General features: G+C 66.3%; 19 protein-coding genes, 1 tRNA gene and 1 other RNA gene. 9 read left to right on the top strand and 12 right to left on the bottom strand.

Annotated elements, in window-relative coordinates; genetic code table 11:
• Nucleotides 1-71 precede the first annotated feature (71 nt).
• The 5 genes from ABD050_RS11270 to ABD050_RS11250 all read left to right on the top strand — a co-directional run bounded on the left by ABD050_RS11270 (nt 72) and on the right by ABD050_RS11250 (nt 5,191).
• A complete protein-coding gene (locus ABD050_RS11270) occupies nt 72-1,349 on the top strand; it encodes an acyl-CoA dehydrogenase family protein (RefSeq protein ID WP_343889428.1) in 1,278 nt (425 codons plus the stop codon).
• 99 nt (nt 1,350-1,448) lie between these two features.
• On the top strand, nt 1,449-2,531 hold the full coding sequence (locus tag ABD050_RS11265; protein ID WP_343889427.1) for a Zn-dependent alcohol dehydrogenase: 1,083 nt from the start codon (nt 1,449-1,451) through the stop codon (nt 2,529-2,531).
• Nucleotides 2,528-3,595, top strand: coding sequence for a phosphotransferase family protein (locus ABD050_RS11260; protein WP_425542440.1), 1,068 nt, complete (start codon nt 2,528-2,530; stop codon nt 3,593-3,595). The genes ABD050_RS11265 and ABD050_RS11260 overlap by 4 nt, the downstream gene beginning before the upstream one ends.
• Nucleotides 3,596-3,614: 19 nt before the next feature.
• Nucleotides 3,615-4,379 carry an SDR family oxidoreductase gene (locus ABD050_RS11255; protein ID WP_343889426.1) on the top strand — a complete coding sequence of 255 codons (765 nt, stop codon included), beginning with the start codon at nt 3,615-3,617 and terminating at the stop codon, nt 4,377-4,379.
• A gap of 11 nt (nt 4,380-4,390) precedes the next feature.
• A complete protein-coding gene (locus ABD050_RS11250) occupies nt 4,391-5,191 on the top strand; it encodes an SDR family NAD(P)-dependent oxidoreductase (protein WP_343889425.1) in 801 nt (266 codons plus the stop codon).
• Nucleotides 5,192-5,229: 38 nt separating this feature from the next.
• On the opposite strand, the gene ABD050_RS11245 is transcribed toward ABD050_RS11250, so the two are convergent.
• From ABD050_RS11245 to ABD050_RS11220, 6 genes are all read right to left on the bottom strand, one after another.
• Nucleotides 5,230-6,117: an acyl-CoA thioesterase gene (locus tag ABD050_RS11245; RefSeq protein WP_343889424.1), complete on the bottom strand. Its 888-nt coding sequence runs from the start codon at nt 6,115-6,117 to the stop codon at nt 5,230-5,232.
• Nucleotides 6,117-7,244, bottom strand: a complete 1,128-nt coding sequence (locus ABD050_RS11240) for an acyl-CoA dehydrogenase family protein (protein ID WP_343889423.1) — start codon at nt 7,242-7,244, stop codon at nt 6,117-6,119. Before ABD050_RS11240 ends, ABD050_RS11245 begins: the two co-directional genes overlap by 1 nt.
• A gap of 75 nt (nt 7,245-7,319) precedes the next feature.
• Nucleotides 7,320-8,504: an acyl-CoA dehydrogenase family protein gene (locus ABD050_RS11235; RefSeq protein ID WP_343889422.1), complete on the bottom strand. Its 1,185-nt coding sequence runs from the start codon at nt 8,502-8,504 to the stop codon at nt 7,320-7,322.
• Complete coding sequence (locus ABD050_RS11230; protein WP_343889421.1) at nt 8,501-9,820, bottom strand: amidase family protein; 1,320 nt, start codon at nt 9,818-9,820, stop codon at nt 8,501-8,503. Before ABD050_RS11230 ends, ABD050_RS11235 begins: the two co-directional genes overlap by 4 nt.
• Nucleotides 9,821-9,863: 43 nt before the next feature.
• On the bottom strand, nt 9,864-11,894 hold the full coding sequence (locus ABD050_RS11225) for a 3-hydroxyacyl-CoA dehydrogenase NAD-binding domain-containing protein (protein WP_343889420.1): 2,031 nt from the start codon (nt 11,892-11,894) through the stop codon (nt 9,864-9,866).
• Between the two features lie 105 nt (nt 11,895-11,999).
• Nucleotides 12,000-13,244 carry a serine hydrolase domain-containing protein gene (locus ABD050_RS11220; RefSeq protein ID WP_425542439.1) on the bottom strand — a complete coding sequence of 415 codons (1,245 nt, stop codon included), beginning with the start codon at nt 13,242-13,244 and terminating at the stop codon, nt 12,000-12,002.
• A gap of 149 nt (nt 13,245-13,393) precedes the next feature.
• Between ABD050_RS11220 and ABD050_RS11215 the strand changes: the two genes are divergently transcribed.
• On the top strand, nt 13,394-15,145 hold the full coding sequence (locus ABD050_RS11215; protein WP_343889418.1) for a class I adenylate-forming enzyme family protein: 1,752 nt from the start codon (nt 13,394-13,396) through the stop codon (nt 15,143-15,145).
• A gap of 99 nt (nt 15,146-15,244) precedes the next feature.
• Nucleotides 15,245-16,066 carry a class I SAM-dependent methyltransferase gene (locus ABD050_RS11210; protein ID WP_343889417.1) on the top strand — a complete coding sequence of 274 codons (822 nt, stop codon included), beginning with the start codon at nt 15,245-15,247 and terminating at the stop codon, nt 16,064-16,066.
• A 242-nt stretch (nt 16,067-16,308) separates the two neighbouring features.
• Here the strand turns inward: ABD050_RS11210 and ABD050_RS11205 are convergent, their stop codons facing one another.
• Nucleotides 16,309-17,775, bottom strand: coding sequence for an FGGY family carbohydrate kinase (locus ABD050_RS11205; RefSeq protein WP_343889416.1), 1,467 nt, complete (start codon nt 17,773-17,775; stop codon nt 16,309-16,311).
• 145 nt (nt 17,776-17,920) lie between these two features.
• Between ABD050_RS11205 and ABD050_RS11200 the strand changes: the two genes are divergently transcribed.
• Complete coding sequence (locus ABD050_RS11200) at nt 17,921-19,087, top strand: AI-2E family transporter (protein ID WP_343889435.1); 1,167 nt, start codon at nt 17,921-17,923, stop codon at nt 19,085-19,087.
• A 45-nt stretch (nt 19,088-19,132) separates the two neighbouring features.
• Nucleotides 19,133-19,209, top strand: a tRNA-Asp gene (locus ABD050_RS11195).
• A 61-nt stretch (nt 19,210-19,270) separates the two neighbouring features.
• On the opposite strand, the gene ABD050_RS11190 is transcribed toward ABD050_RS11195, so the two are convergent.
• The 5 genes from ABD050_RS11190 to ABD050_RS11175 form a co-directional block, all read right to left on the bottom strand.
• Nucleotides 19,271-19,483 (bottom strand): DUF2842 domain-containing protein, encoded by a 213-nt coding sequence (locus tag ABD050_RS11190; RefSeq protein ID WP_343889415.1) that lies wholly within the window; start codon nt 19,481-19,483, stop codon nt 19,271-19,273.
• The gene (locus tag ABD050_RS11185) at nt 19,480-20,025 is read right to left on the bottom strand and encodes a 5-formyltetrahydrofolate cyclo-ligase (protein ID WP_343889414.1); all 546 of its coding nucleotides are present in this window, start codon (nt 20,023-20,025) and stop codon (nt 19,480-19,482) included. The genes ABD050_RS11190 and ABD050_RS11185 overlap by 4 nt, the downstream gene beginning before the upstream one ends.
• Before the next feature lie 72 nt (nt 20,026-20,097).
• Nucleotides 20,098-20,254, bottom strand: a non-coding RNA gene (gene ssrS / locus ABD050_RS29030) — 6S RNA.
• A 27-nt stretch (nt 20,255-20,281) separates the two neighbouring features.
• The gene (locus ABD050_RS11180; RefSeq protein WP_343889413.1) at nt 20,282-20,569 is read right to left on the bottom strand and encodes a cell division protein ZapA; all 288 of its coding nucleotides are present in this window, start codon (nt 20,567-20,569) and stop codon (nt 20,282-20,284) included.
• On the bottom strand, nt 20,569-20,757 hold the full coding sequence (locus ABD050_RS11175) for a hypothetical protein (RefSeq protein WP_343889412.1): 189 nt from the start codon (nt 20,755-20,757) through the stop codon (nt 20,569-20,571). The genes ABD050_RS11180 and ABD050_RS11175 overlap by 1 nt, the downstream gene beginning before the upstream one ends.
• Nucleotides 20,758-20,824: the final 67 nt, after the last annotated feature.

Here is a 20,824-nt window from a genome sequence, read left to right as displayed (position 1 = left end):
CCAAAGGAGCTTTACCGAAAACGCGGTACGGTCTAACCACCCGATCGAAGAGCCGATGAGAGGATTGCCAGATGGATTTCACGCTGAGCGAGCGCGAGACATATTTCCGGGATCGCGTGAAGACCTTCATCGATCAGAATATTCGCCCGCGGCAGGAGGAGCATGACCGCCAGGAGCATGAGGGCGAGCGCTGGAAGGTGATCCAGGTCATCGAGGACATGAAGGTCAAGGCGAAGGAGGCCGGCCTCTGGAATTTCTTCATGCCGCCGCATTCCGGCCAGAACCATGTCGACGACAGCTTCGTGTTCGAGGGAACCCAACTCACCAATCTCGAATATGCGTTATGCGCCGAGGAGATGGGCAAGGTCGGCTGGGCTTCCGAATGCTTCAACTGCTCGGCGCCCGACACCGGCAATATGGAGGTGCTCCACCGCTACGGCACGCGCGAGCAGAAGGAGCAATGGCTGAAGCCGCTGATGAACGGCGAGATCCGCTCAGCCTTCCTGATGACCGAGCCGGCGGTTGCGTCGTCGGATGCGACCAACATCCAGACCTCGATGGTCCGCGACGGCGACCATTATGTCATCAACGGCACGAAATGGTGGTCGTCGGGGGTGGGCGATCCGCGTTGCAAGATCGCGATCGTGATGGGCAAGACCAACCCGGAAAGCGCGCGGCACAGCCAGCAGAGCCAGGTGCTGGTGCCGCTCGACGCGCCGGGCGTCACGATCAAGCGGATGCTTTCGGTATACGGGTATGATCACGCGCCGCACGGCCACGGCGAGGTCGAACTGAAGGATGTGCGGGTTCCGGTCGGGAATCTGCTGCTCGGCGAGGGCAGGGGCTTCGAGATCGCCCAGGGACGGCTCGGGCCGGGGCGCATCCATCATTGCATGCGCACGATCGGCGTGGCCGAAGTCGCGATCGAGGCGATGGCCAAAAGGCTGCTCAGCCGGGTCGCGTTCGGCAAGCGGATCGCCGACCATTCGGTGTGGGAGGAGCGGATTGCCCGCGCCCGGATCGATATCGAGATGACCCGGCTGCTCTGCCTCAAGGCGGCCGACATGATGGATCGTGCCGGCAACAAGTCAGCGCAGCAGGAAATCGCGATGATCAAGGTCCAGGCGCCGCTGATGGCGCTGAAGATCCTGGACGACGCGATCCAGGCGCATGGCGGCGGCGGGGTGAGCCAGGATTTCGGGCTGGCCCATGCCTGGGCGGCGATGCGCACCCTGCGCTTCGCCGACGGGCCGGACGAAGTTCATAATCGGGCGATCGCGCGCAACGAGTTCGGGAAATATGCCGATCTGCCGGCCGCGATCGCTGCGAAAGAGGCGGTGCGACGCTAGTTTGACCGTCACCCCGGACTTGTTCCGGGGGCCACCCATCCACTCGCGCTCGCGGCGCGGTGGACCCCGGAACAAGTCCGGGGTGACGAAAGGAAAAAGGTGAAAGCTGCAGTCCTGTTCGAGCCGAAGACCCCCTTGCGCATCGAGGAGATCACCGTCTCCAATCCCGGGCCGCGCGAGGTGCTGATCCGCACCGTCGCGGTGGGGGTGTGCCGGTCCGACCTCCATTTCGTCGACGGTGCCTATCCGCATGCGCTGCCGACGATCCCGGGCCATGAGGCGGCGGGCGTGGTCGAGGCGGTGGGCAGCGACGTGTCCACCGTCAAGGTGGGCGATCATGTCGTGACCTGCCTCTCGGTGTTCTGCGGGCACTGCGAGTTCTGCGTGACCGGGCATATGTCGCTCTGCGTCGACCCGAGCGTGCGCCGCGCCAAGGATGCGCCGCCGCGGCTGATGCTTGGCGACCAGCCGGTCGCGCAGATGCTCAACCTGTCGGCGTTCGCCGAGCAGATGCTGGTCCATGAACATGCCTGTGTCGCGATCGACCGCGACATGCCGCTCGATCGCGCCGCCCTGATCGGCTGCGCGGTGACGACCGGCGCGGGCGCGATCTTCAACACGACCGACGTGACCCCGGGCGAGACGGTGTGCATCGTCGGCTGCGGCGGGATCGGCCTGGCCGCGGTCAATGCAGCGAAGATCGCCGGCGCCGGCAAGATCATCGCGCTCGATCCGGTGCCCGAGAAGCGCGCGCTGGCCGAGAAGCTCGGGGCGACTCACTCGATCGACGCGCTTGCCGACACCGCCGCCGACCAGGTGGTCGAGATCAGCAAGGGCGGCGTGCACCATGCGATCGAGGCGGTCGGCCGGCCGCACTCGGCGGCGACCGCGGTCAAGGTGCTGCGCCGCGGCGGCACCGCGACGATTCTCGGGATGATGCCGCTCGGCGAGAAGGTCGGGCTTTCGGCGTTGGACCTGCTCGCGGGCAAGAAACTCCAGGGCGGGCTGATGGGCTCGAACCGCTTCCCGGTCGATATCCCGCGCCTCGTCGATTTCTACATGCGCGGCGCGCTCGATCTCGACACGATCATCGCCGACCGGATGCCGCTCGCCGAGATCAACCGCGCCTTCGACGAATTGCGCAAAGGCGATTCGACGCGCTCGGTGATCATGTTCGCATGACCGAGGACGCCAATATCACCATGGTCGGGACGATCCCGGTCCCGGCCGACGACCCGATCGACGCCGGCGCGGTCGGGCGCTGGATGGCCGGGCACATGCCGGGCCTCACCGGGCCGGTGACATTGTCGAAATTCAAGGGCGGCCAGTCCAACCCGACCTACCGGGTCGATACGCCGGGCAAGAGCTATGTCCTGCGCCGCCAGCCTTTCGGCAAGCTGCTGCCCTCGGCCCATGCCGTCGACCGCGAATACAAGGTGATCGCCGGGCTTCATCCGACCGGTTTCCCGGTGCCGGCGCCGTTCGGGCTGTGCGAGGATCCGGGCGTGATCGGATCGATGTTCTACATCATGGAGCTCGTCGAAGGGCGGAACCTGTGGGACGGCTCGCTGCCCGGCATGACGCCCGAGGGCCGGCGCGCGATCTACGAGGCGATGGTCGATACGCTCGCGGCGCTCCACAACACCGACCCTGTCGCTGCCGGCCTTGGCGACTATGGCAAGCCCGGCAATTATTTCGAACGCCAGGTGGCGCGCTGGACGAAGCAGTACCGCGCCTCCGAGACCGAACACATGCCCGAAGTCGAGGCGCTGATCGCCTGGTTGCCGAGCACCCTGCCCGAACAGACGCGCACCTCGATCGTGCATGGCGACTACCGCATCGACAACATGATCTTCGCCGCCGATGCGCCGCGGGTGATCGCGGTGCTCGACTGGGAGCTGTCGACGCTCGGCGATCCGCTCGCCGATTTCTCCTATTTCCTGATGAACTGGGTGACTCAGCCCGAGGGCCGCTCGGGCGTGATGGGGCTGGCTGGGCCTGAGACCGGCATCCCGACGATCGAGGACATGGTATCGCGCTATTGCGCCGCGACCGGGCGCGACGGCGTTCCCGATCTCAACTGGTATTTCGCCTATAATCTCTTCCGGCTGACCGGCATCGTCCAGGGAATCAAGAAGCGGATCGTCGATGGCACCGCCTCGAGCGCCCAGGCGGCGAAGACCGCTGAACGGGTGGGCGGGCTGGCCGCTGCGGCCTGGGGGTTTGCGGTTAAGGCGGGCGCGTAAACCGCTGGGAGGAACAAGGATGAGCCAGTTCGATCTGACCGGGAAGGTCGCCATCATCACCGGCTCTTCCAAGGGCATCGGCAAGGCGAGCGCGTTCGAACTGGCCGCGCACGGCGCCCGGGTCGTGATCTCCAGCCGCAAGCAGGATGCCTGCGATGCCGTCGCTGCCGAGATCAACGCGCGTCACGGAGCCGGCACTTCGATCGCGATCGCAGCCAACATCTCGGACAAGGCGGCGCTCCAGCATCTGGTCGATGAGACGCGCCTTGCCTTTGGGCAGATCGACATCCTGGTCTGCAACGCAGCCTCGAACCCATATTACGGCCCGCAGCAAGGCATTGCCGACGAGCAGTTCCGCAAGATCCTCGACAACAACATCGTCTCGAACCACTGGCTGATCGCGATGGTGGCGCCCGAGATGCGGGCGCGGCGATCGGGCTCGATCGTCATCATCTCCTCGATCGGCGGCCTGCGCGGATCGACCGTGATCGGCGCCTATTGCATCTCCAAGGCAGCCGACATGCAGCTGGCGCGCAACCTCGCGCATGAATTCGGGCCCGACAATGTCCGGGTGAACTGCATCGCGCCCGGCCTGATCCGGACCGATTTCGCGCGCGCCTTGTGGGAAGACCCCGACCGCCAGAAAGCCGCGAACACCTCGGTGCCGTTGCGCCGGATCGGGGAACCCGAGGAGATCGCCGGCGCGGTGGTGTTCCTCGGCTCTTCGGCCAGCAGTTTCATGACCGGGCAGACGATCGTGATCGATGGCGGCGTGACGATTTGACGGAGGAAAAGATGGCAAGGTTCACGGGCAAGTCGATCATCGTCACCGGCGCGGGTTCGGGCATCGGCCGCGCCACCACCTTGCTGTTCGCGAGCGAGGGCGGCCGCGTCATCGCCGCCGACAAGACGGATGCGGTCGAGGAGACCTGCGCGCTGGTCGACAAGGCTGGCGGCACCGCTCACCCGATCCTGATCGACGCCGGCAATGAGGAGGACGTGATCCGCGCCGTCGCCATGGCCTGCGAATATTATGACGGGCTCGACATCATGTTCGCCAATGCCGGCATCTCGGGCGGGATGGCGAACATCTTCGATACCGATGTCGCGCTGATCACCGAGGTGCTGCGGGTCAACCTGATCGGGCCCTTTCTCGCGATCAAGCATGCCGCCCCGAAGATCGTCGAGCGCGGCGGCGGCGCGATCGTGCTGACCGCGAGCGTCGCCGGGATCCGGTCGGGCGCGGGCAGCCCGGCCTATTCAGCGTCCAAGGCAGGCGTCATCAACCTGGCGATGGTCTCCGCGCAGCAGCTTTCCGGCTCGAACGTCCGGGTCAACGCGATCTGCCCGGGGCTGACCGAAACCGGCATGACCAAGCCGACCTTCGATTATGCCCGCGAGGCCGGCAAGATGGACCGGGTCGGCCGCCTCAATCCCCTGCGCCGCGGCGCGCAGCCCGAGGAACTGGCGAAGGTCGCAGCCTTCCTCGCCTCGGACGATGCCAGCTATGTCAACGGCCAGGCGATCGCCGTCGATGGCGGGCTGTCATCGAGCCATCCGGTCACCAAGCAGGAATATGGCAAGACGGCGGTGTGAGTCGCGATTGACACCGGCTCCCACGGCCAATCCAGCGCTTACTCCCGCAACCGCATCAGCCCTTCCTGCGCCGCGCTCGCGACCAGCCGGCCGTCCTGCGTGTAGATCTTGCCGCGGTTGAAACCGCGGGCGTGCCCGGCCCAGGGGCTGTCGCACGAATAGAGCAGCCACTGGTCGACCCGGAAATCCTCGTGCAGCCACAGGGCATGGTCGAGGCTCGCGGTCTGGACATTGGTTTTCCAGTTGAGGCCGTGCGCGAGCGTCGACGTGCCGAGCAGGGTCATGTCGGACGCATAAGCGAGGATCGCGCGGTGCATGTTCGGATCGTCGCCGATCGGCGCGACGAGGCGGAACCAGCTATCCTGCTTCGCCGGCTGTTTGGTCGGATCGAGCCAGTCGCGAGGCTTGACCGGCCTGATCTCGATCGGGCGGCCGCGCAGCATGTGGCGGCGGAACTGCTCGGGAATCTGGTCGGCGACCTCCCGGCGCAGATCGGCCTCGGACTGGAGATTCTCGGGCCCGGGCACGTCGGGCATCGGGTCCTGGTGGTGCAGGCCTTCCTCGGGGGTCTGGAAGCTGGCGGCCATGTTGAGGATCGGCTGGCCCTGCTGCATCGCGATCACCCGCCGGGTCGCGAAGCTGCGTCCCTCGAAATCGCGGACGACGCGGAAGATGATCGGGAAATCCTCATTGCCCGGCCGCATGAAATAGGCGTGCAGCGAGTGCGCGACCTTGGGCGCGTCAGTCGAGTGCTGCGCTGCCTGCAGTGCCTGCGCGATCACCTGCCCGCCGAAGACGCGACCAACGCCGCCCGGCTGGCGCTTGCCGCGATACAGGTCGCGGTCGAGCACCTCGACATCGAGCAGATCGACCAGGCCCTGGGCGAGGACATCGGGCGGCGTGTCGGGTGGGGTGCTGACGTCCATCAATATCCCGCCGCGCGTGCCAGCCGATCGGCGTGGAAATTCGCATCGCCGAACATTTCGGCAAGGACCCGCGCGCGCTTCATGTAGAAGCCGATGTCATATTCGTCAGTCATGCCGATGCCTCCATGCATCTGCACGCCTTCCTGCACGCTGAGCGTGGTGGCAAGTGCGGTCATCGCCTTTGCGACTGACACGGCCGCATCCGCGCCCGCGTCATCCGCGTCGAGCAATTGCTGTGCCTTGAGTACGGCGGCGCGGGCGACTTCCATTTCCGAATAGAGATGCGCGGCGCGGTGCTGCAGTGCCTGGAAGCTGCCGATCGTCACGCCGAACTGCTTGCGCTCCTTGAGATACTTGACGGTCAGGTCCATCGCGCCGCCGCCGACGCCGAGCAACTCGGCCGAGGCGCCGGTGCGGCCGGCGCGGAGCAGGCGGTCGAGCGGTGCGCGGCCGGCATCGACCTCGCCGATCACGGCGTCGGCATCGACCTCGACATTGTCGAACGCGAGGCGCGCGGCGATGCTCGAATCGGCGAGCCGCTCGGCCTCCGCGGTGAGGCCGGCCGTACCCTTGTCGACAGCGAACAGGGTGATCCCGTTCGCATCACCGGCAGCGCCGGCGGTGCGGGCGGCGACGATGATCAGGTCGGCGATATGGCCATGGGTGACGAACTGCTTCCTGCCCGAAAGCCTGAAGCCATTGCCCGAACGTTCGGCTTTCATGGCGACTGAATCGCGATGCTTGGCGCCCTCGTCGATCGCGAGCGCGGCGACGGTATCGCCGGCAAGGATGCCCGGGAACCAGCGCCCCGCCTGCGCTGAACCCTTGAGCGCCTCGACCGCGGCGACGGCAGTGGCGAGGAACGGCGAGGGGGAAAGGTTGCGGCCGATCTCCTCCAGCACCACGCCCGCCTCGACATGGCCGAGGCCCAGGCCGCCATCATCCTCGCCGATCAGGATGCCGGTGAAGCCCATCTCGGCAAAGCTCTTCCACAGGTCGCGGCTGAAGCCGGTCGCGTCATTCGCATCGCGGAGCTTGCGCATATGCGAGACGGGCGCGTGCTCGGCGACGAAATCGCGGGTGGTGTCGCGGAGCATCGTCTGTTCGTCGTTGAGGTAGAGGGGCATTTCGTTCTTCCCGTCTCCCCGGCAACTGCCGGGGCCGCTAAGGTGTAGGATTGCGCTTCGTTGCGGGTCGACGCGTCAGTTGCTGGGCAAATCCAGGATTCTTTTGGCGATGATGTTGAGCTGGACCTCGCTCGTCCCGCCCTCGATCGAATTGGCCTTGGTCCTGAGCCAGGCCCGAGCGCCAGCACCGCCAGACGATCGCTCGCTCTCCCATTCGAGCGCGTCCGATCCGCCCGCCGCCATCATCAGCTCGTGCCGGCTCTTGTTCAGTTCGGTACCGTAATATTTCATCATGCTCGGCTGCGCCGGGTGCGCGCGGCCTGCCTTCAATTCGTCGATGAAGCGCTCGGACATCATCCCGAACGCCCTGGATCGCACCTCGAACAAGGCAATGCTCGCGCGGAGCAGCGGGTCGGCAAGCCGGCCGTCATGATCGAGCCCGATCGTCGCGATCGCGCCGTCGATCAGCGGATTGCCGCCGACCTGGCCGAGGCCCATGCCCGAGATCATCTCGCGCTCATGGCCGAGCAGATATTTGGCGACGTCCCAGCCCTTGTTCTCGTCGTGCACGCGCTGCGACTTGGGCACCTTCACATTGTCGAAGAATGTCTCGCAGAAGGGCGAATAGCCCGAGATCAGCAGGATCGGTTTCGTCGAAACCCCTTCGCTCGCCATGTCGAACAGCAGGAAGCTGATGCCGCCCTGCTTGGTCGTCTTGTCGGTGCGGACGAGGCAGAAGATCCAGTCGGCCTTGTCGGCATAGCTGGTCCAGACCTTCTGGCCGTTGACGAGGTAATGATCCCCCTTGTCCTCGGCCGAGGTGGCCAGCGCCGCCAGATCGGAGCCAGCGTTCGGCTCCGAATAGCCCTGGCACCAGCGGATTTCGCCGCGCGCGATCTTGGGGAGATAATCGAGCTTCTGCTCCTCGGTGCCATATTTGAGCAAGGCCGGCCCGAGCATCGAGATGCCGAAGCTGCTGAGCGGATTGCGCGCCTTGATCCGCGCCATTTCCTCGCGGAGGATCTTGGTCTCGGCCGGATTCAACCCGCCGCCGCCATAGGCCTTGGGCCAGTCGGGCACGGTCCAGCCGCGCGCGCCCATCCGGTCCATCCAGAGCTTCTGTTCAGGGCTGAGCATGCTCTGGTCGCGGCCGCCCCAGACGGCATCCTTTTCGGAACGGACCGGCTCGCGCATTTCGGGCGGGCAGTTGGCCTCCAGCCAGGCGCGGGTTTCAGCGCGGAATGTTTCGTCACTCATCATCTGCTCCAGACACATTCATTGGCCAGCCGCGCAGCGGCGATGGCATCATGGTCGCGATTGGGTGCGGCGATCACCTGCATGCCGATCGGCAGGCCGTCAGCAGTGGTGCCGATCGGCACTGAAGTGGAGGGCAGGCCGGGAAAAGTCGCTAGACCCGACCAGGCGAACTGCATCGCGAACAATGTCTGCTCGCCATCAACCACCAGCTGGCGGTGGCGAAGATCGGTATCGTCATGCGCGAAGGCAGCGCAGCCCAGAGCGGGCGCGAACACCACGTCGACATCCTCGAACAGCCGTGCCCAGGCACGCGTGTTGCGCGCCTGGTCGTCGAGCATCCCGAACCACTGAATCAGGGTCGCCCCGGTGCCGCCTTCGGGCGCTGCGCCGCGCGCCATCGCGATGGCGAGCATGCGCATATAATCGCCATGCTGCCGGGCGAGATCGGGCAGGTGTTCGCTCGACCGCAAAACCGTCGCGCCGGCCGCTTCGAGCGTCGCGGCCGCATGCTCGATGGCAGCGACGATGGCCGGTTCAACCGTGGCGAGCGGGTGTTCGGTAAGGAGCAGGATGCGCAGCCCCTGTGGCCCGGCGATGGTGGGTCGCGGCTGCGGCACGTCGGCGACGATATCGAACGCGAGCGCGAGATCGGCGGCATCGCGCGCCATCGGGCCGATCACGGAGAGCACGACGGGTGCGCCGTCGGTGCCGGGATAGAAATGCCCTTCGGGCGACAGCACGCCATAGGTCGGCTTGTGGCCCCAGACGCCGCAGAAATGCGCGGGCACGCGGATCGAGCCGCCAATGTCAGAGCCATATTCGAGCGGCACCATCCCGCTCGCCAGCGCCGCCGCGGCACCGCCCGACGAGCCGCCGGGCACGCGCCCCGGGTTATGCGGGTTGTTGGTGCGGCCATAGATCGGGTTGACTGATTGCAGATCGGCAAGGCCGACCGGCACATTGGTCTTGCCGAGGAAGACGGCGCCCGCTGCTTTCAATCTGCGGACCGCGACTGCGTCCTTCGCCGCGATATGGTTGCGATGCGCCTCGAAACCCCAGGTCGTCGGCAGGCCGGCGACATCATAGCTTTCCTTGATCGTCATCGGCACGCCGAGCAGCGGCGCGGTGTCGCCCGCTGCCAGCCGTCGGTCCATCTCTCCCGCCTGTTGCCGGGCGCGATCGAAGTCACGCACCACCACTGCGTTGATCGGCCCGTCCCGCGCCTCGATGCGGGCGATCGCCGCTTCGCATTCGAGGAGCGCGGTGGTTTCTCCGGACCGGATCGCGGCGGCGGTTTCGAGGGCCGAGCGCTCGCTCACAGGCCCTCTCCCCTCACGGGAGAGGGTTGGAACGCGCCCCGCTTCACTTGAAGCGCCCGCCGCTCTCGGCGAGGCTCTTCAGCAATGGCGCGACGGCGAAGCCGTGCTTCTCGAGCCCTGCGACGATCTTCGGCAGGCCTTCGGTCCCCGCCCAGAACATCGGCCCGCCGCGATAGACCGGCCAGCCATAGCCGTAGATCCACACCACATCGATGTCGGACGCGCGCTGCGCCATCTTCTCCTCGAGGATCAGCGCGCCCTCGTTGACCATGGTGTAGAGCGTGCGCTCGACGATCTCCTGATCGGTCACCTCATGCTGGACCGCGCCCGATTTCTTGCGGAATTCCTCGATGATCTCGGCGACCCGCGGTGATGGCGTCGGGTTCCGTTTCTCGTCATAGTCATAATAGCCCTTGCCGGTCTTCTGGCCCCAGCGGCCCTCGGCGGCGAGCGCGTCGCGGATATTCTCGATCCGGGTCGGGTCGCGGTGCCAGCCGATATCGACGCCGGCGAGGTCGCTCATCTGGAACGGGCCCATCGGCATGCCGAATTCGACATGGACGCGGTCGATCTGCTCGGGGGTCGCGCCTTCCATCAGCAGCTTGTTGGCCTCGACCTGGCGCGGCATCAGCATGCGGTTGCCGATGAAGCCGTGGCAGACGCCGGCGACGACCGCGACCTTCTTGATCGTCTTGGCCAGCGCCATCACCGTCGCCAGCACGTCGGGCGCGGTCTTCGCGCCGCGCACGACCTCGAGCAGCTTCATCACATTGGCGGGCGAGAAGAAGTGCATGCCGAGCACGTCCTCGGGCCGCGACGTGCTCGCCGCGATCTCGTCGATGTTGAGATAGGAGGTGTTGGAGGCGAGGATCGCGCCCGGCTTGGCGATTGTGTCGAGCCGGCCGAAAATTTCCTTCTTCACGCCCATCTCTTCATAGACGGCTTCGATGATCAGGTCGCAGTCCTTGAGCGCCTCGAAATCGAGCGTCGGGCTGAGCGCGCCCATTGCCGCCTCGACCTGTTCGGGCTTCATCCGGCCCTTGGCTGCGCTTGCCTCGTAATTCTTGCGGATCACGCCAGTGCCGCGATCGAGCGCTTCCTGGCTCATCTCGACGATCGTGACGGGCACGCCCACGCTCAGGAAATTCATCGAGATGCCGCCGCCCATCGTGCCGGCGCCGATCACGCCGACTCGCTTGATCGGCCGCAGCGGGATGTCGGCGGGGATGCCGTCGATCTTGGCTGCCTGGCGCTCGGCGAAGAAGATATGGCGCTGCGCGGCTGACTGGACGCCCATCATCAGCTTCATGAATTCCTGCCGCTCGAACGCGATGCCCTCCTCGAAGCTCGATCCGTCGGATGCCTTTTCGACACAGGCGATATTGGCGGCGGGCGCGTCGAAGCCGCGGAAGCGCTTCGCATTTTCCTTCTTGAACGCCGCGACCGCTTCGGGATTGGGCGCAGCGACCTTCTGGCTGGCGCGGGGCAGGGGCCGCTTGTCGGCGATTTCGCGGGCGAAAGCGATCGCATCAGCCTCGAGGCTGTCCTCGCCGGCAAGCCGGTCGATCAGCCCGGCGTCGAGCGCTTTCCTTGCCGAGATCGGATCACCCTTTGCGGTCATCTCGAGCGCCAGCGGCACGCCGGCGACGCGCGGGATACGCTGGGTGCCGCCCGCGCCCGGGAGCAGGCCGAGCTTCACCTCGGGCGTGCCGATCTTCGCCGAGGGTACCGCGATCCGGTAATGGCAACCCAGCGTCACTTCGCAACCCCCGCCAAGCGCGGTGCCGTGGATCGCGGCGACCACCGGCTTGTCCGATGCCTCGATCATGTCGACCAGCGTGGGGAGCCCGGGCTCGACGAAGGGCTTGCCGAACTCGGTGATGTCGGCGCCGGCGAAAAAGGTGCGGCCGTCGCAGCGGATCACCATCGCCTTGATGCTCGCATCAGCGAGCCCCTCCTTGACCCCCGCCTCGAGCCCCTGCCGCACCGCCGCGCCGAGCGCATTCACCGGCGGATTGTTCGAGATGATGACGAGGACATCGTCATGGCGTTCAGTGCGGATGGGGGACGTCATTGGTATCTCCTGAAAGAATCCGTCATCCCGGCGGAGGCCGGGATCGCTAAGTTGCGGGCGCACGCTCCTTCACGAAGCGGCCCCGGCCTCCGCCGGGGTGACGTCCTAGGTCAACGCCGAATAGATCATCGTCTTCAGCTCGCGGCGGATGGGATAGGTATTGGAGGGGCTCATCTGAGTCATGAAGACCATGGTCAGCCGCTCCACCGGGTCGATGAAGAAGGCAGTCGAGAACATCCCGCCCCAATAATATTCGCCGACCGATCCCGGAATCATCGACCGCGCCACATCGATATTGACCGCGAAACCAAGTCCGAAACCGGTGCCCGCGTTCGCCGCCTCGCTGAACAGCGATTTCGACATCGCCGCCAGGTCGGAACCGCCGGGCAGATGGTTCTGAGTCATGAGCTCGATCGTCTTGCGCCCGACGATCCTCGCGCCGTCGAGCTCGCCGCCGTTCAGGCACATGCGGCAGAAGCGGTGATAGTCGAGGCTGGTCGACACCAGCCCGCCGCCACCCGAGACGAGCTTCGGCATCACGCTCCACGCACTCTCGGCGCCGCGATCATACATCACGCGGCCCTTGCCGGGGACAAGCGTGTAGCAATCGGTCAGCCGGTCGATCTTGTCGGCCGGCACCGCGAAGAAGCTGTCGTCCATCTTCAGCGGTGCGAAGATGCGGGTGCGGAAGAATTCGGGCAGCTTCATGCCCGAGACGCGCTCGACGACCGCCCCCAGCACATCGGTCGACACTGAATAATTCCATGCCTCGCCCGGCGAGAATTCGAGCGGGATCTGGCCCAGCGCAGCAACGAACCCGTCGAGATCGAGATTGCCGTGCCAGTTCTCGATCTTGCCCTCGCGGTACGCGGCATCGACGTTCGACCGATTCTGAAAGCTGTAGGTCAGGCCCGAGGTGTGGCGCAGCAGGTCGACCATCCGCATCGGCTCGGCGGTCGGCTTTGTCACGAAGGGCACGCTGCCGCCGCCGCCATTATAGACGCCGATATTCCTGAACTCGGGCAGCACATGATGGACCGGGGTGTCGACCGCGACCTTGCCTTCCTCGACCAGCATCATGAAGGCGATCGAGGTGACCGGCTTGGTCATCGAGGCGATCCTGAACAGCGATGTCTCGTCGACGGGCTTCCCGCCCTCGCGCGCCGCGCCCACGCTGGAGAAATGCACCACCTCGCCATCGCGGCCGACGAGGATCTGCGCATTCGCGAGCTTGCCTGAGTCGATATAGGTCTCGCGCAGGAAATCGTCGATCCGCGCGAGCCTGCCGGCATCGAATCCGTGCGATCCGGGCTTGGCGATCTTCGTGGCGATGTTCATGCTCTCGTCCATACCCCCGGTTCGAAACGGCGGCCACCCTATTGCCTTGAGCGGCGGACGAATCAACACTAACCTTGATTGAAGCGACAGAAAAGCCAAACCCGATGTTCAGTTTTGGGCGCCCCCCAAACGGATCGGGCAAAATCTGGAGAGAATGCGTCTTGGATACCGAACCCCTCATCGCCCTCGATCCCTCCTGGCCGAAAATCTCGCTGGCGGAGGCGGAGGCGCGGCTCACCGCGCCCGGCGCCCCGTTCGAGATGGAGATATCGACCATCAACGGCGTGCCGACTCGAGTCTGGAAGAATGCGCCGCCCTCGCTCGCCTGGCTGATCCAGGCGGCGCGCGCGCATGGCGAGCGGCCGTTCACCATCTATGAGGATGAGCGGGTCAGCTACGAAGCGAATTTCCGCGCGGTCGCGACCCTCGCCGGCAAACTCGGTGAGATGGGGATCGGCAAGGGTGACCGGGTCGCGCTCGCCATGCGCAACCTGCCTGAATGGCCGGTGATCTTCTTCGCCGTGGCAAGCGTCGGTGCGATCGTGGTGCCGCTCAACGCCTGGTGGACCGCGGGCGAGCTCGAATATGGCATCAGGGACTCGGGCGCGACATTGCTGTTCGTCGACGACGAACGCTATCAGCGCCTCCACGCCCATGCCGCCGAACTCCCCGTGCTCGAACGCATCATCGTGGCGCGCGCATCGGTCGCGCTGGACGGACAGGCATCGCGGCTCGAGGACCTGATCGGCACGCCGCATGATTATGCGACTCTGCCCGATCTGCCGCTCCCCCAGGTCCAGATCGCGCCCGACGACGACGCGACGATCTTCTATACCAGCGGCACCACCGGCGACCCGAAGGGCGCGCTCGGCACCCACCGCAACATGATGACCAACATTTTGTCGAGCGGCTATAATGCAGCGCGCGCAGTGCTTCGACGCGGCGAGGAAATGCCGCCGCCCGCGCCGCGCACCACGCTGACGGTGATCCCGCTCTTCCATGTCACGGCCTGCAGCGCGGCGATGATGGGCGGGATCGCGGCGGGCCATTCGATGATCTTCATGCGCAAATGGGACACGATTCGCGCGATGGAGATCATCGAGCGCGAGAAGGTCCATATCACCGGCGGCGTGCCGACGATCGCCTGGCAGATCCTCGAACATCCCGACCGCGCCAAATATGATCTCTCCTCGCTCGAGGCGATTGCCTATGGCGGCGCGCCTTCCGCGCCCGAGCTGGTTCGCCGAATCCATGCCGAGTTCGGCGCGCTCCCCGGCAATGGCTGGGGCATGACCGAGACGATGGCGACGGTGACCGGCCATTCGAGCGAGGATTATCTCAACCGCCCGACCAGCGCCGGCCCCCCGGTCGCGGTCGCCGATCTCAAGATCATGGACGAGGCCGGCGAGAAGGAGCTGCCGGTCGGCGAGGTCGGCGAGCTCTGGGCGCGGGGGCCGATGATCGTGAAGGGCTATTGGAACAAGCCCGAGGCGACTGCGGCGACCTTCGTCGACGGCTGGGTGCGGACCGGCGATCTCGCGCGGCTCGATGAGGAAGGCTTTCTCTATGTGGTCGACCGCGCCAAGGACATGATCATCCGCGGCGGCGAGAATATCTATTCGAGTGAGGTCGAGAATGTCCTCTACGCCCATCCGGCGGTGACTGACTGCGCCCTGATCGGCATCCCGCACCGGACGCTGGGCGAGGAGCCGGCGGCGGTCGTCCATCTCGCGCCGGGCATGGAGGCGAGCGAGGCCGAGCTCCAGGCCTGGGTCCGCGAACGGCTGGCGATCTTCAAGACGCCGGTCGCGATCCGGTTCGTGTCCGAGACCCTGCCGCGCAACGCCAACGGCAAGATCCTGAAGAAGGATCTGAAGATCCTGTTCGAGGATCGGGTGGACCGGGCCGCCTGAGCCGAAGCGCGATTGCAGGGATTGCCTCCCGGCTTATAGTCGCGCCGGATCCGCGATGATGCGTCCCGATGCAATCGCGTCGCTCAGGAGAGGATTGCCATGCGCCGACCCCTCATTGCCCTTTCGCTGGCCACCATGCTTCTGGCTGGTGCCGCGGCGTGGAGTTCCGCTCCGCGAGCCGAGCCGACAATGGCCGCGGCGGTGGCGGCGCCGACGCGAACTCCCGCCAATGTTGCGCGCGACCGGTATCGTCACCCGGCCGAGACGCTGGCGTTCTTCGGGGTCAAGCCGACCGATTCCGTGGTCGAGATCTGGCCGGGCGGCGGCTGGTACACGGAGATTCTGGCGCCCTATCTCGCGGCGCGCGGCAAGCTGACCGTCGCCGCGCCGCCCGGGCGTCCGACCGACAGCATCGTGGCCAGGCTCGACAAGGATGCCGCGACCTATGGCAAGGTTGCCCGCGCGAATTTCCCGACCGCGCTCGGCGGCACCGGCGTCGCGCCGGGTACCGCCGACAAGGTGCTGACCTTCCGCAACGTCCATAACTGGCGGATGGGATATATGCGCGAGGACAAGCTCGATTACAGCGCTGCCGCCTTCCGGGAAATCTACGCGATGCTGAAGCCCGGCGGTGTGCTCGGCATCGAGGATCATCGCCTGCCAGAGAGTGCCGAGACCGGGCGCGAGCGGAGCAGCGGCTATATGAAGGTCTCGACTGTCCGCGCCCTTGCTGAAGCCGCCGGCTTCCGGTTCGCAGGCGAGAGCGAGGTCAACGCCAACCCGCTTGACACGCATGACTGGCCGAACGGGGTGTGGACGCTGCCGCCGAGCCTGCAGCTTGGCGACAAGGATCGTGAGAAATATGTTGCGATCGGCGAGAGCGACCGGATGACGCTCAAGTTCGTGAAGCCGGCGAAATAGGCGACGTTACGCAGTCGCTGGGCCCACATCCGCGCCGATCGAGGAAACGCCCGCCGAGAATCGCGCCTTGTTCGGCACAGACTCTGCCTGTCCGCCCGCTGTGACCTGCAGTAGCACCTCATCAGGCGCCACGCCACGCCGGTCCACGCGCGGAGGCCCGCAACGCGCGAGAAATGTCATGGCGCCAAGGCAAGGATCGTACGGCTACAGGAGGTCATCGGTCTCTCCTTCCGGTCGTTCTTTCACGCGGACTCGATCACGCTCGCCACCGCATGCCGCCATCCGGCGAGCCGCGCGTCGCGGCGCTCGTCCGGGATCGCCGGTTCGAATGTCTCCACTGCCCCACGCATCACCGCCGCCTCGTTCAGGTCCCTGAACAGCCCGCTCCCCACACCCGCCAGCATCGCCGCGCCGAGCGCGGTCGTCTCGGCGAATTTCGGCCTCTCGACGCTCACGTCGAGCATGTCGGCCAGATCCTGCGCCATCCAGTCATTGGCGACCATGCCGCCATCGATCCGCAGCAGCTTCCAGTCGACGCCGTCAGCGGCGAAGGCGGTCTTCAGATCATGTGCCTGATGCGCCATCGACTCGAGCGCCGCGCGGACGATATGCGCTCGCCCGGTCGAGAAGCTGAGCCCGCTGATCGCGCCGCGGGCATCCGCTTCCCACCACGGCGCACCCAGCCCGGAGAGCGCGGGAACGCAATAGACCCCTCCATTGTCCGGCACGCTGCGTGCCAGCGCCTCGGTCTCCTGCGCGGTGCCGATCAGGGCGAGCGCGTCGCGCAGCCATTGGATCAGGCTGCCGGCGACGAACACCGATCCCTCGAGCGCATAGGCGCGCCGCCCGCCAAGCTGCCACGCGATCGTCGAGAGGAGGCGGTTGCGCGAAACCGGCGGCGTCGCGCCCGCCTGGGTCAGCACGAAGGCGCCGGTGCCGAAGGTCGCCTTGGTCTCGCCGGGTGCAAGGCAGGACTGGCCGATCGTGGCCGATTGCTGATCGCCGGCAATGCCGCAGATGGCGATCGGCGCGCCGAACAGGGTCGTCACGCCAAAGCTGCCCGCGCAATCGACGATCTCGGGCAGCGCCGCGCCCGGCGCTCCGAACAGCTCGATCAGGCCGTCGTCCCAATGCCCGCTGCCGATCGCCATCAGCGCGGTGCGGCTTGCGTTGGTCGCGTCAGTGATATGCAGGCCGCCGGTCAGCTTCCAGATCAGCCAGCTCTCGATCGTGCCGATGGCGAGCCGGTCCCCGGCCTCCCTGAGCTGCGGCCAGTTCCGCATCGCCCAGCCGATCTTGCTCCCCGAGAAATAGGGGTCGAGCAACAATCCGGTCTTCGCCTGCACAGCGGGTTCGTTGCCGGCCTCCTTCAGGTCGCGACAGATCGCGGCGGTGCGCCGGTCCTGCCAGACGATCGCCGGGGCAAGCGGCTCGCCGGTCCCGCGATCCCAGAACACCACCGTCTCGCGCTGGTTGGTGATGCCGATCGCGGCGATCTTGTCGGCCCCGCCCGCCCGCTCCACGACGGTGCGCGAGACGGCGAGCGTCTTGTCCCAGATTTCGGCGGCATCATGCTCGACACGGCCGGCCTCGGGATAATGCTGGGTGAGTTCAGCGGCTTCGGTCGCGAGGCATTTGCCGTCCGGCGCGAACAGCATCGCGCGCGTCGAGGTGGTGCCCTCGTCGATGACCAGGATCAGATCGGACATGAGCCGATAGCTAGCGGGGATTACAGACGAGGGGAATGCCGCTAGGATGGCATATTAGTAGGCGTAAAAAGGGGACGGCATTTTGGCGGACGATCCGGGCCATGGCGAGGGGTTGAACCCCGGCGAGGGCGCGTTCGGCCTGCCGATGTCCGCCGGCGAGCCGGGCGAGGGATCGACCGTCGGCATGCGTCGCGATCGCCTTCTCGCCGCGCTGACGCTGATCGCCGGGATCGGCCTGGTGATCGGCCTTCCCTTCGCGCTGAAGGAGGGCGCCGAGTTCTTCCTGCCCACCACCGCTGCCCTGGTCATCGCGGTCGCGCTGGTGCCGGTTCTCGAATGGCTGGAGCGCCACCGCGTGCCGTCGCCGCTGGCCGCGTTCACCTGCGTGATCCTGTTTCTGGTCGCGGCGAGCATCGCCATCACCGCGATCGTCATCCCCGCGACCGAATTCTTCCGCAAGCTGCCGGAACGGATCGACCGCGTTCAGATGAACCTGGCGCCGCTGCTCGAACTTTACACGAGCCTCGAAAAATCGCTGAACCGCACTGTCCGCCATCTCGCGTCGCCCGGCCCGATCCATGCCGCGCAGACGGCGGCGGTCGCCCCGCCCAGCTCAGTTCTCGAGCTCATCGCGACATCGGCGCCGACCGCGATCATCCAGGTCTTTTTCGGCATCCTCGTCGTCTATTTCTTCCTGTCCGGCTGGACGAGGCTGCGCAAGCGGACGATCACCAGCCGGTCGAGCTTCGGCGGTGCGATGGCGACGGCGCGGGTGATCCAGGACGTGGTCGACGATACCTCCGCCTATCTCGGCACGATCACGATCATCAACCTGTCGCTCGGGCTGGTGATCGCCTTCCTGCTCTGGCTGATGGGCATGCCCTATCCGCTGATGTGGGGTGGCATCGTCGCGCTGTTCAACTATGTCCCCTATTTCGGCCCGATCGCCGCCGCGGCCCTGCTCGGCCTGGCCGGGCTGATGACCTTCCAGGATATCTGGGTCGCGCTGCTGCCGGCCTTCATCATGATCGGCTGCCACATGCTCGAGGCGAATGCGGTGACGCCGTTCATCGTCGGCCACCGGCTGACGATCAACCCGATCATGATCCTCATTTCGCTGAGCTTCTGGAGCTGGGTGTGGGGCACGCCCGGCGCGCTGCTCGCGGTGCCGCTGCTGATCATCATCCAGACGGTGATGGGCGCCGCCGGCAAGCCGGATATCGCCGGATTCCTGTTCGAGCACGGCACGCTGACCCAACAGCAACGCAGCCGGGCATGGCGTAGTGCGACGGGCGACGACGGGACCGGTTGACAGGGTGGGGCACCTCGCCTAGTTGCGCCGCCTCACGCTTTCCAAGCGGGTGTAGCTCAGTTGGTTAGAGCGCCGGCCTGTCACGCCGGAGGTCGCGGGTTCGAGCCCCGTCACTCGCGCCATTCCCCGAATTCAGCGCCGAAGCCGGGCCGCGGTCGGGGATGCCGGCGCCCCGGAACTCTCTCAGCGCCAGCGCCCGGTTTCCATCCAGAGCAGCATGCGGCGCATCGGCAATATCCACAGCCAAACGATTCCGGTGACCAGGTAGAAGCCGAGCTGAAGCAGCCAGTGCCACTGGCCGACGATTCGCGACAGGCTGGTGACCAGCACCACCCAGATCGCGATCAGGGCGAGCATCGCGAGCATGCCGACAGGCTTGCGCCAGCTTGGGGTCATTTCACGATCCATTCGCGTTCAGTGATCAGCGCATGGAGCGGCACGTCCCACGCATCGGCGGGCAGGCTCTCGACCCGTTGCATGCTCCAGGCAACCCCCACTCGCCAGGCATCGGGAAACTGCGCAAAGGCGCGGTCGTAATAGCCGGCGCCCTGGCCGAGTCGGTTGAGCGCCGAATCGAACGCGACGAGCGGGGTGAGGACGATGTCGGGCGCCAGCGCCGGCGCTTCATGATGCGGTTGCTGCAGCCCGAAGGGGCCGGGAATGAGGTCGGCCTCGCTGTCCCAGGCGAGGAACCGCATCGGCTCGCTGCGCCGCGTGACATGGGGAAGGGCGATCATGCAGCCGCGCTCGACCGCGGCGCGAGCAAGCAGGAACGGGTCTGCCTCGCTGCCCAGCGGGACATAGGAGGCGACCGTCAGGCCGTGTTCGAGCCGGGCGAGGAATTGGGGAGGGGGTTGGATCGCGGGCGGGTGGCCGGCGACGAAAAGATCGCGCTCGGCCCGGATGCGGGCGCGCAAGGCTGGCTTGTCGAGAGTCACCTAACTTCTTCCTCGGCGAAGGAGTGCCGGGAAAGAAGTAGGGTAGATCGACGCGCTACGAAAGAAAGCGGTGGCGGGACCGCCATGGCCGTTTGCCTGAATATCCTCTGACGCCGTTAGCATCAGGTGGGGATCATGTACGACTGGCCAGGGCCAGCGCAGGGACAACCCCCTAGGAAGAATAATCGCCTCAGGGATAATCGGTAAGGCTCGTACCGGGCAGTGCCCGCCACCCACGGATATAAGCGCTGAGAGGTTAATTCTCAAGGGCCGCGGCGAGGCGCTCGAGCCGCTCGGCGACCTGCTCGAGCATCGCGGCACCGACGCCTTCCGGCGGGCGGCGTTCGGCCTCGTCGAGCTGGTCGGCGAGCATCAGTGCGACGAACAGCATCGTCCGCTCACCATTGAGTCCGCCCGAGGCGCGCGCCGCTGTCGCCCAGTGCCGGTCGAGCATCTCGCCGAGCCTGCGCAGCTGTGGCTCCTCGCCGTCGCGGCAGGCGACGGTGTGGCGGCGATCGCCGATGATGAGGGTGACGTCCGACATCAGGCGCCGCCCCCGCGGGCGATGACATCGTCGAGCGCGGCGACGGCTTCCTCCATCCGGGCGCGCAGGGTCGCGTGGCGGCGAAGCGCATCCTCGGTCGCGCGCGCGCGCGCGGCCAGCGCGGCTTCGATCCTGGCAATGGCGCGGTCGATACGATCGAGTGCGGGCGGTGGCGTCTCGTCTGCCATCGCCCTCGGATAGCATGGCTTGACCGGGGGGCAAGATTGATTTGAGCCGCAACGGTTGACGGGGACG

It is taken from the genome of Sphingomonas oligophenolica, from assembly GCF_039522915.1.
GTDB lineage: Bacteria > Pseudomonadota > Alphaproteobacteria > Sphingomonadales > Sphingomonadaceae > Sphingomonas > Sphingomonas oligophenolica.
Note: the sequence above shows the minus strand (reverse complement) of the source record. Positions and strands in the feature narration are given on the sequence as shown.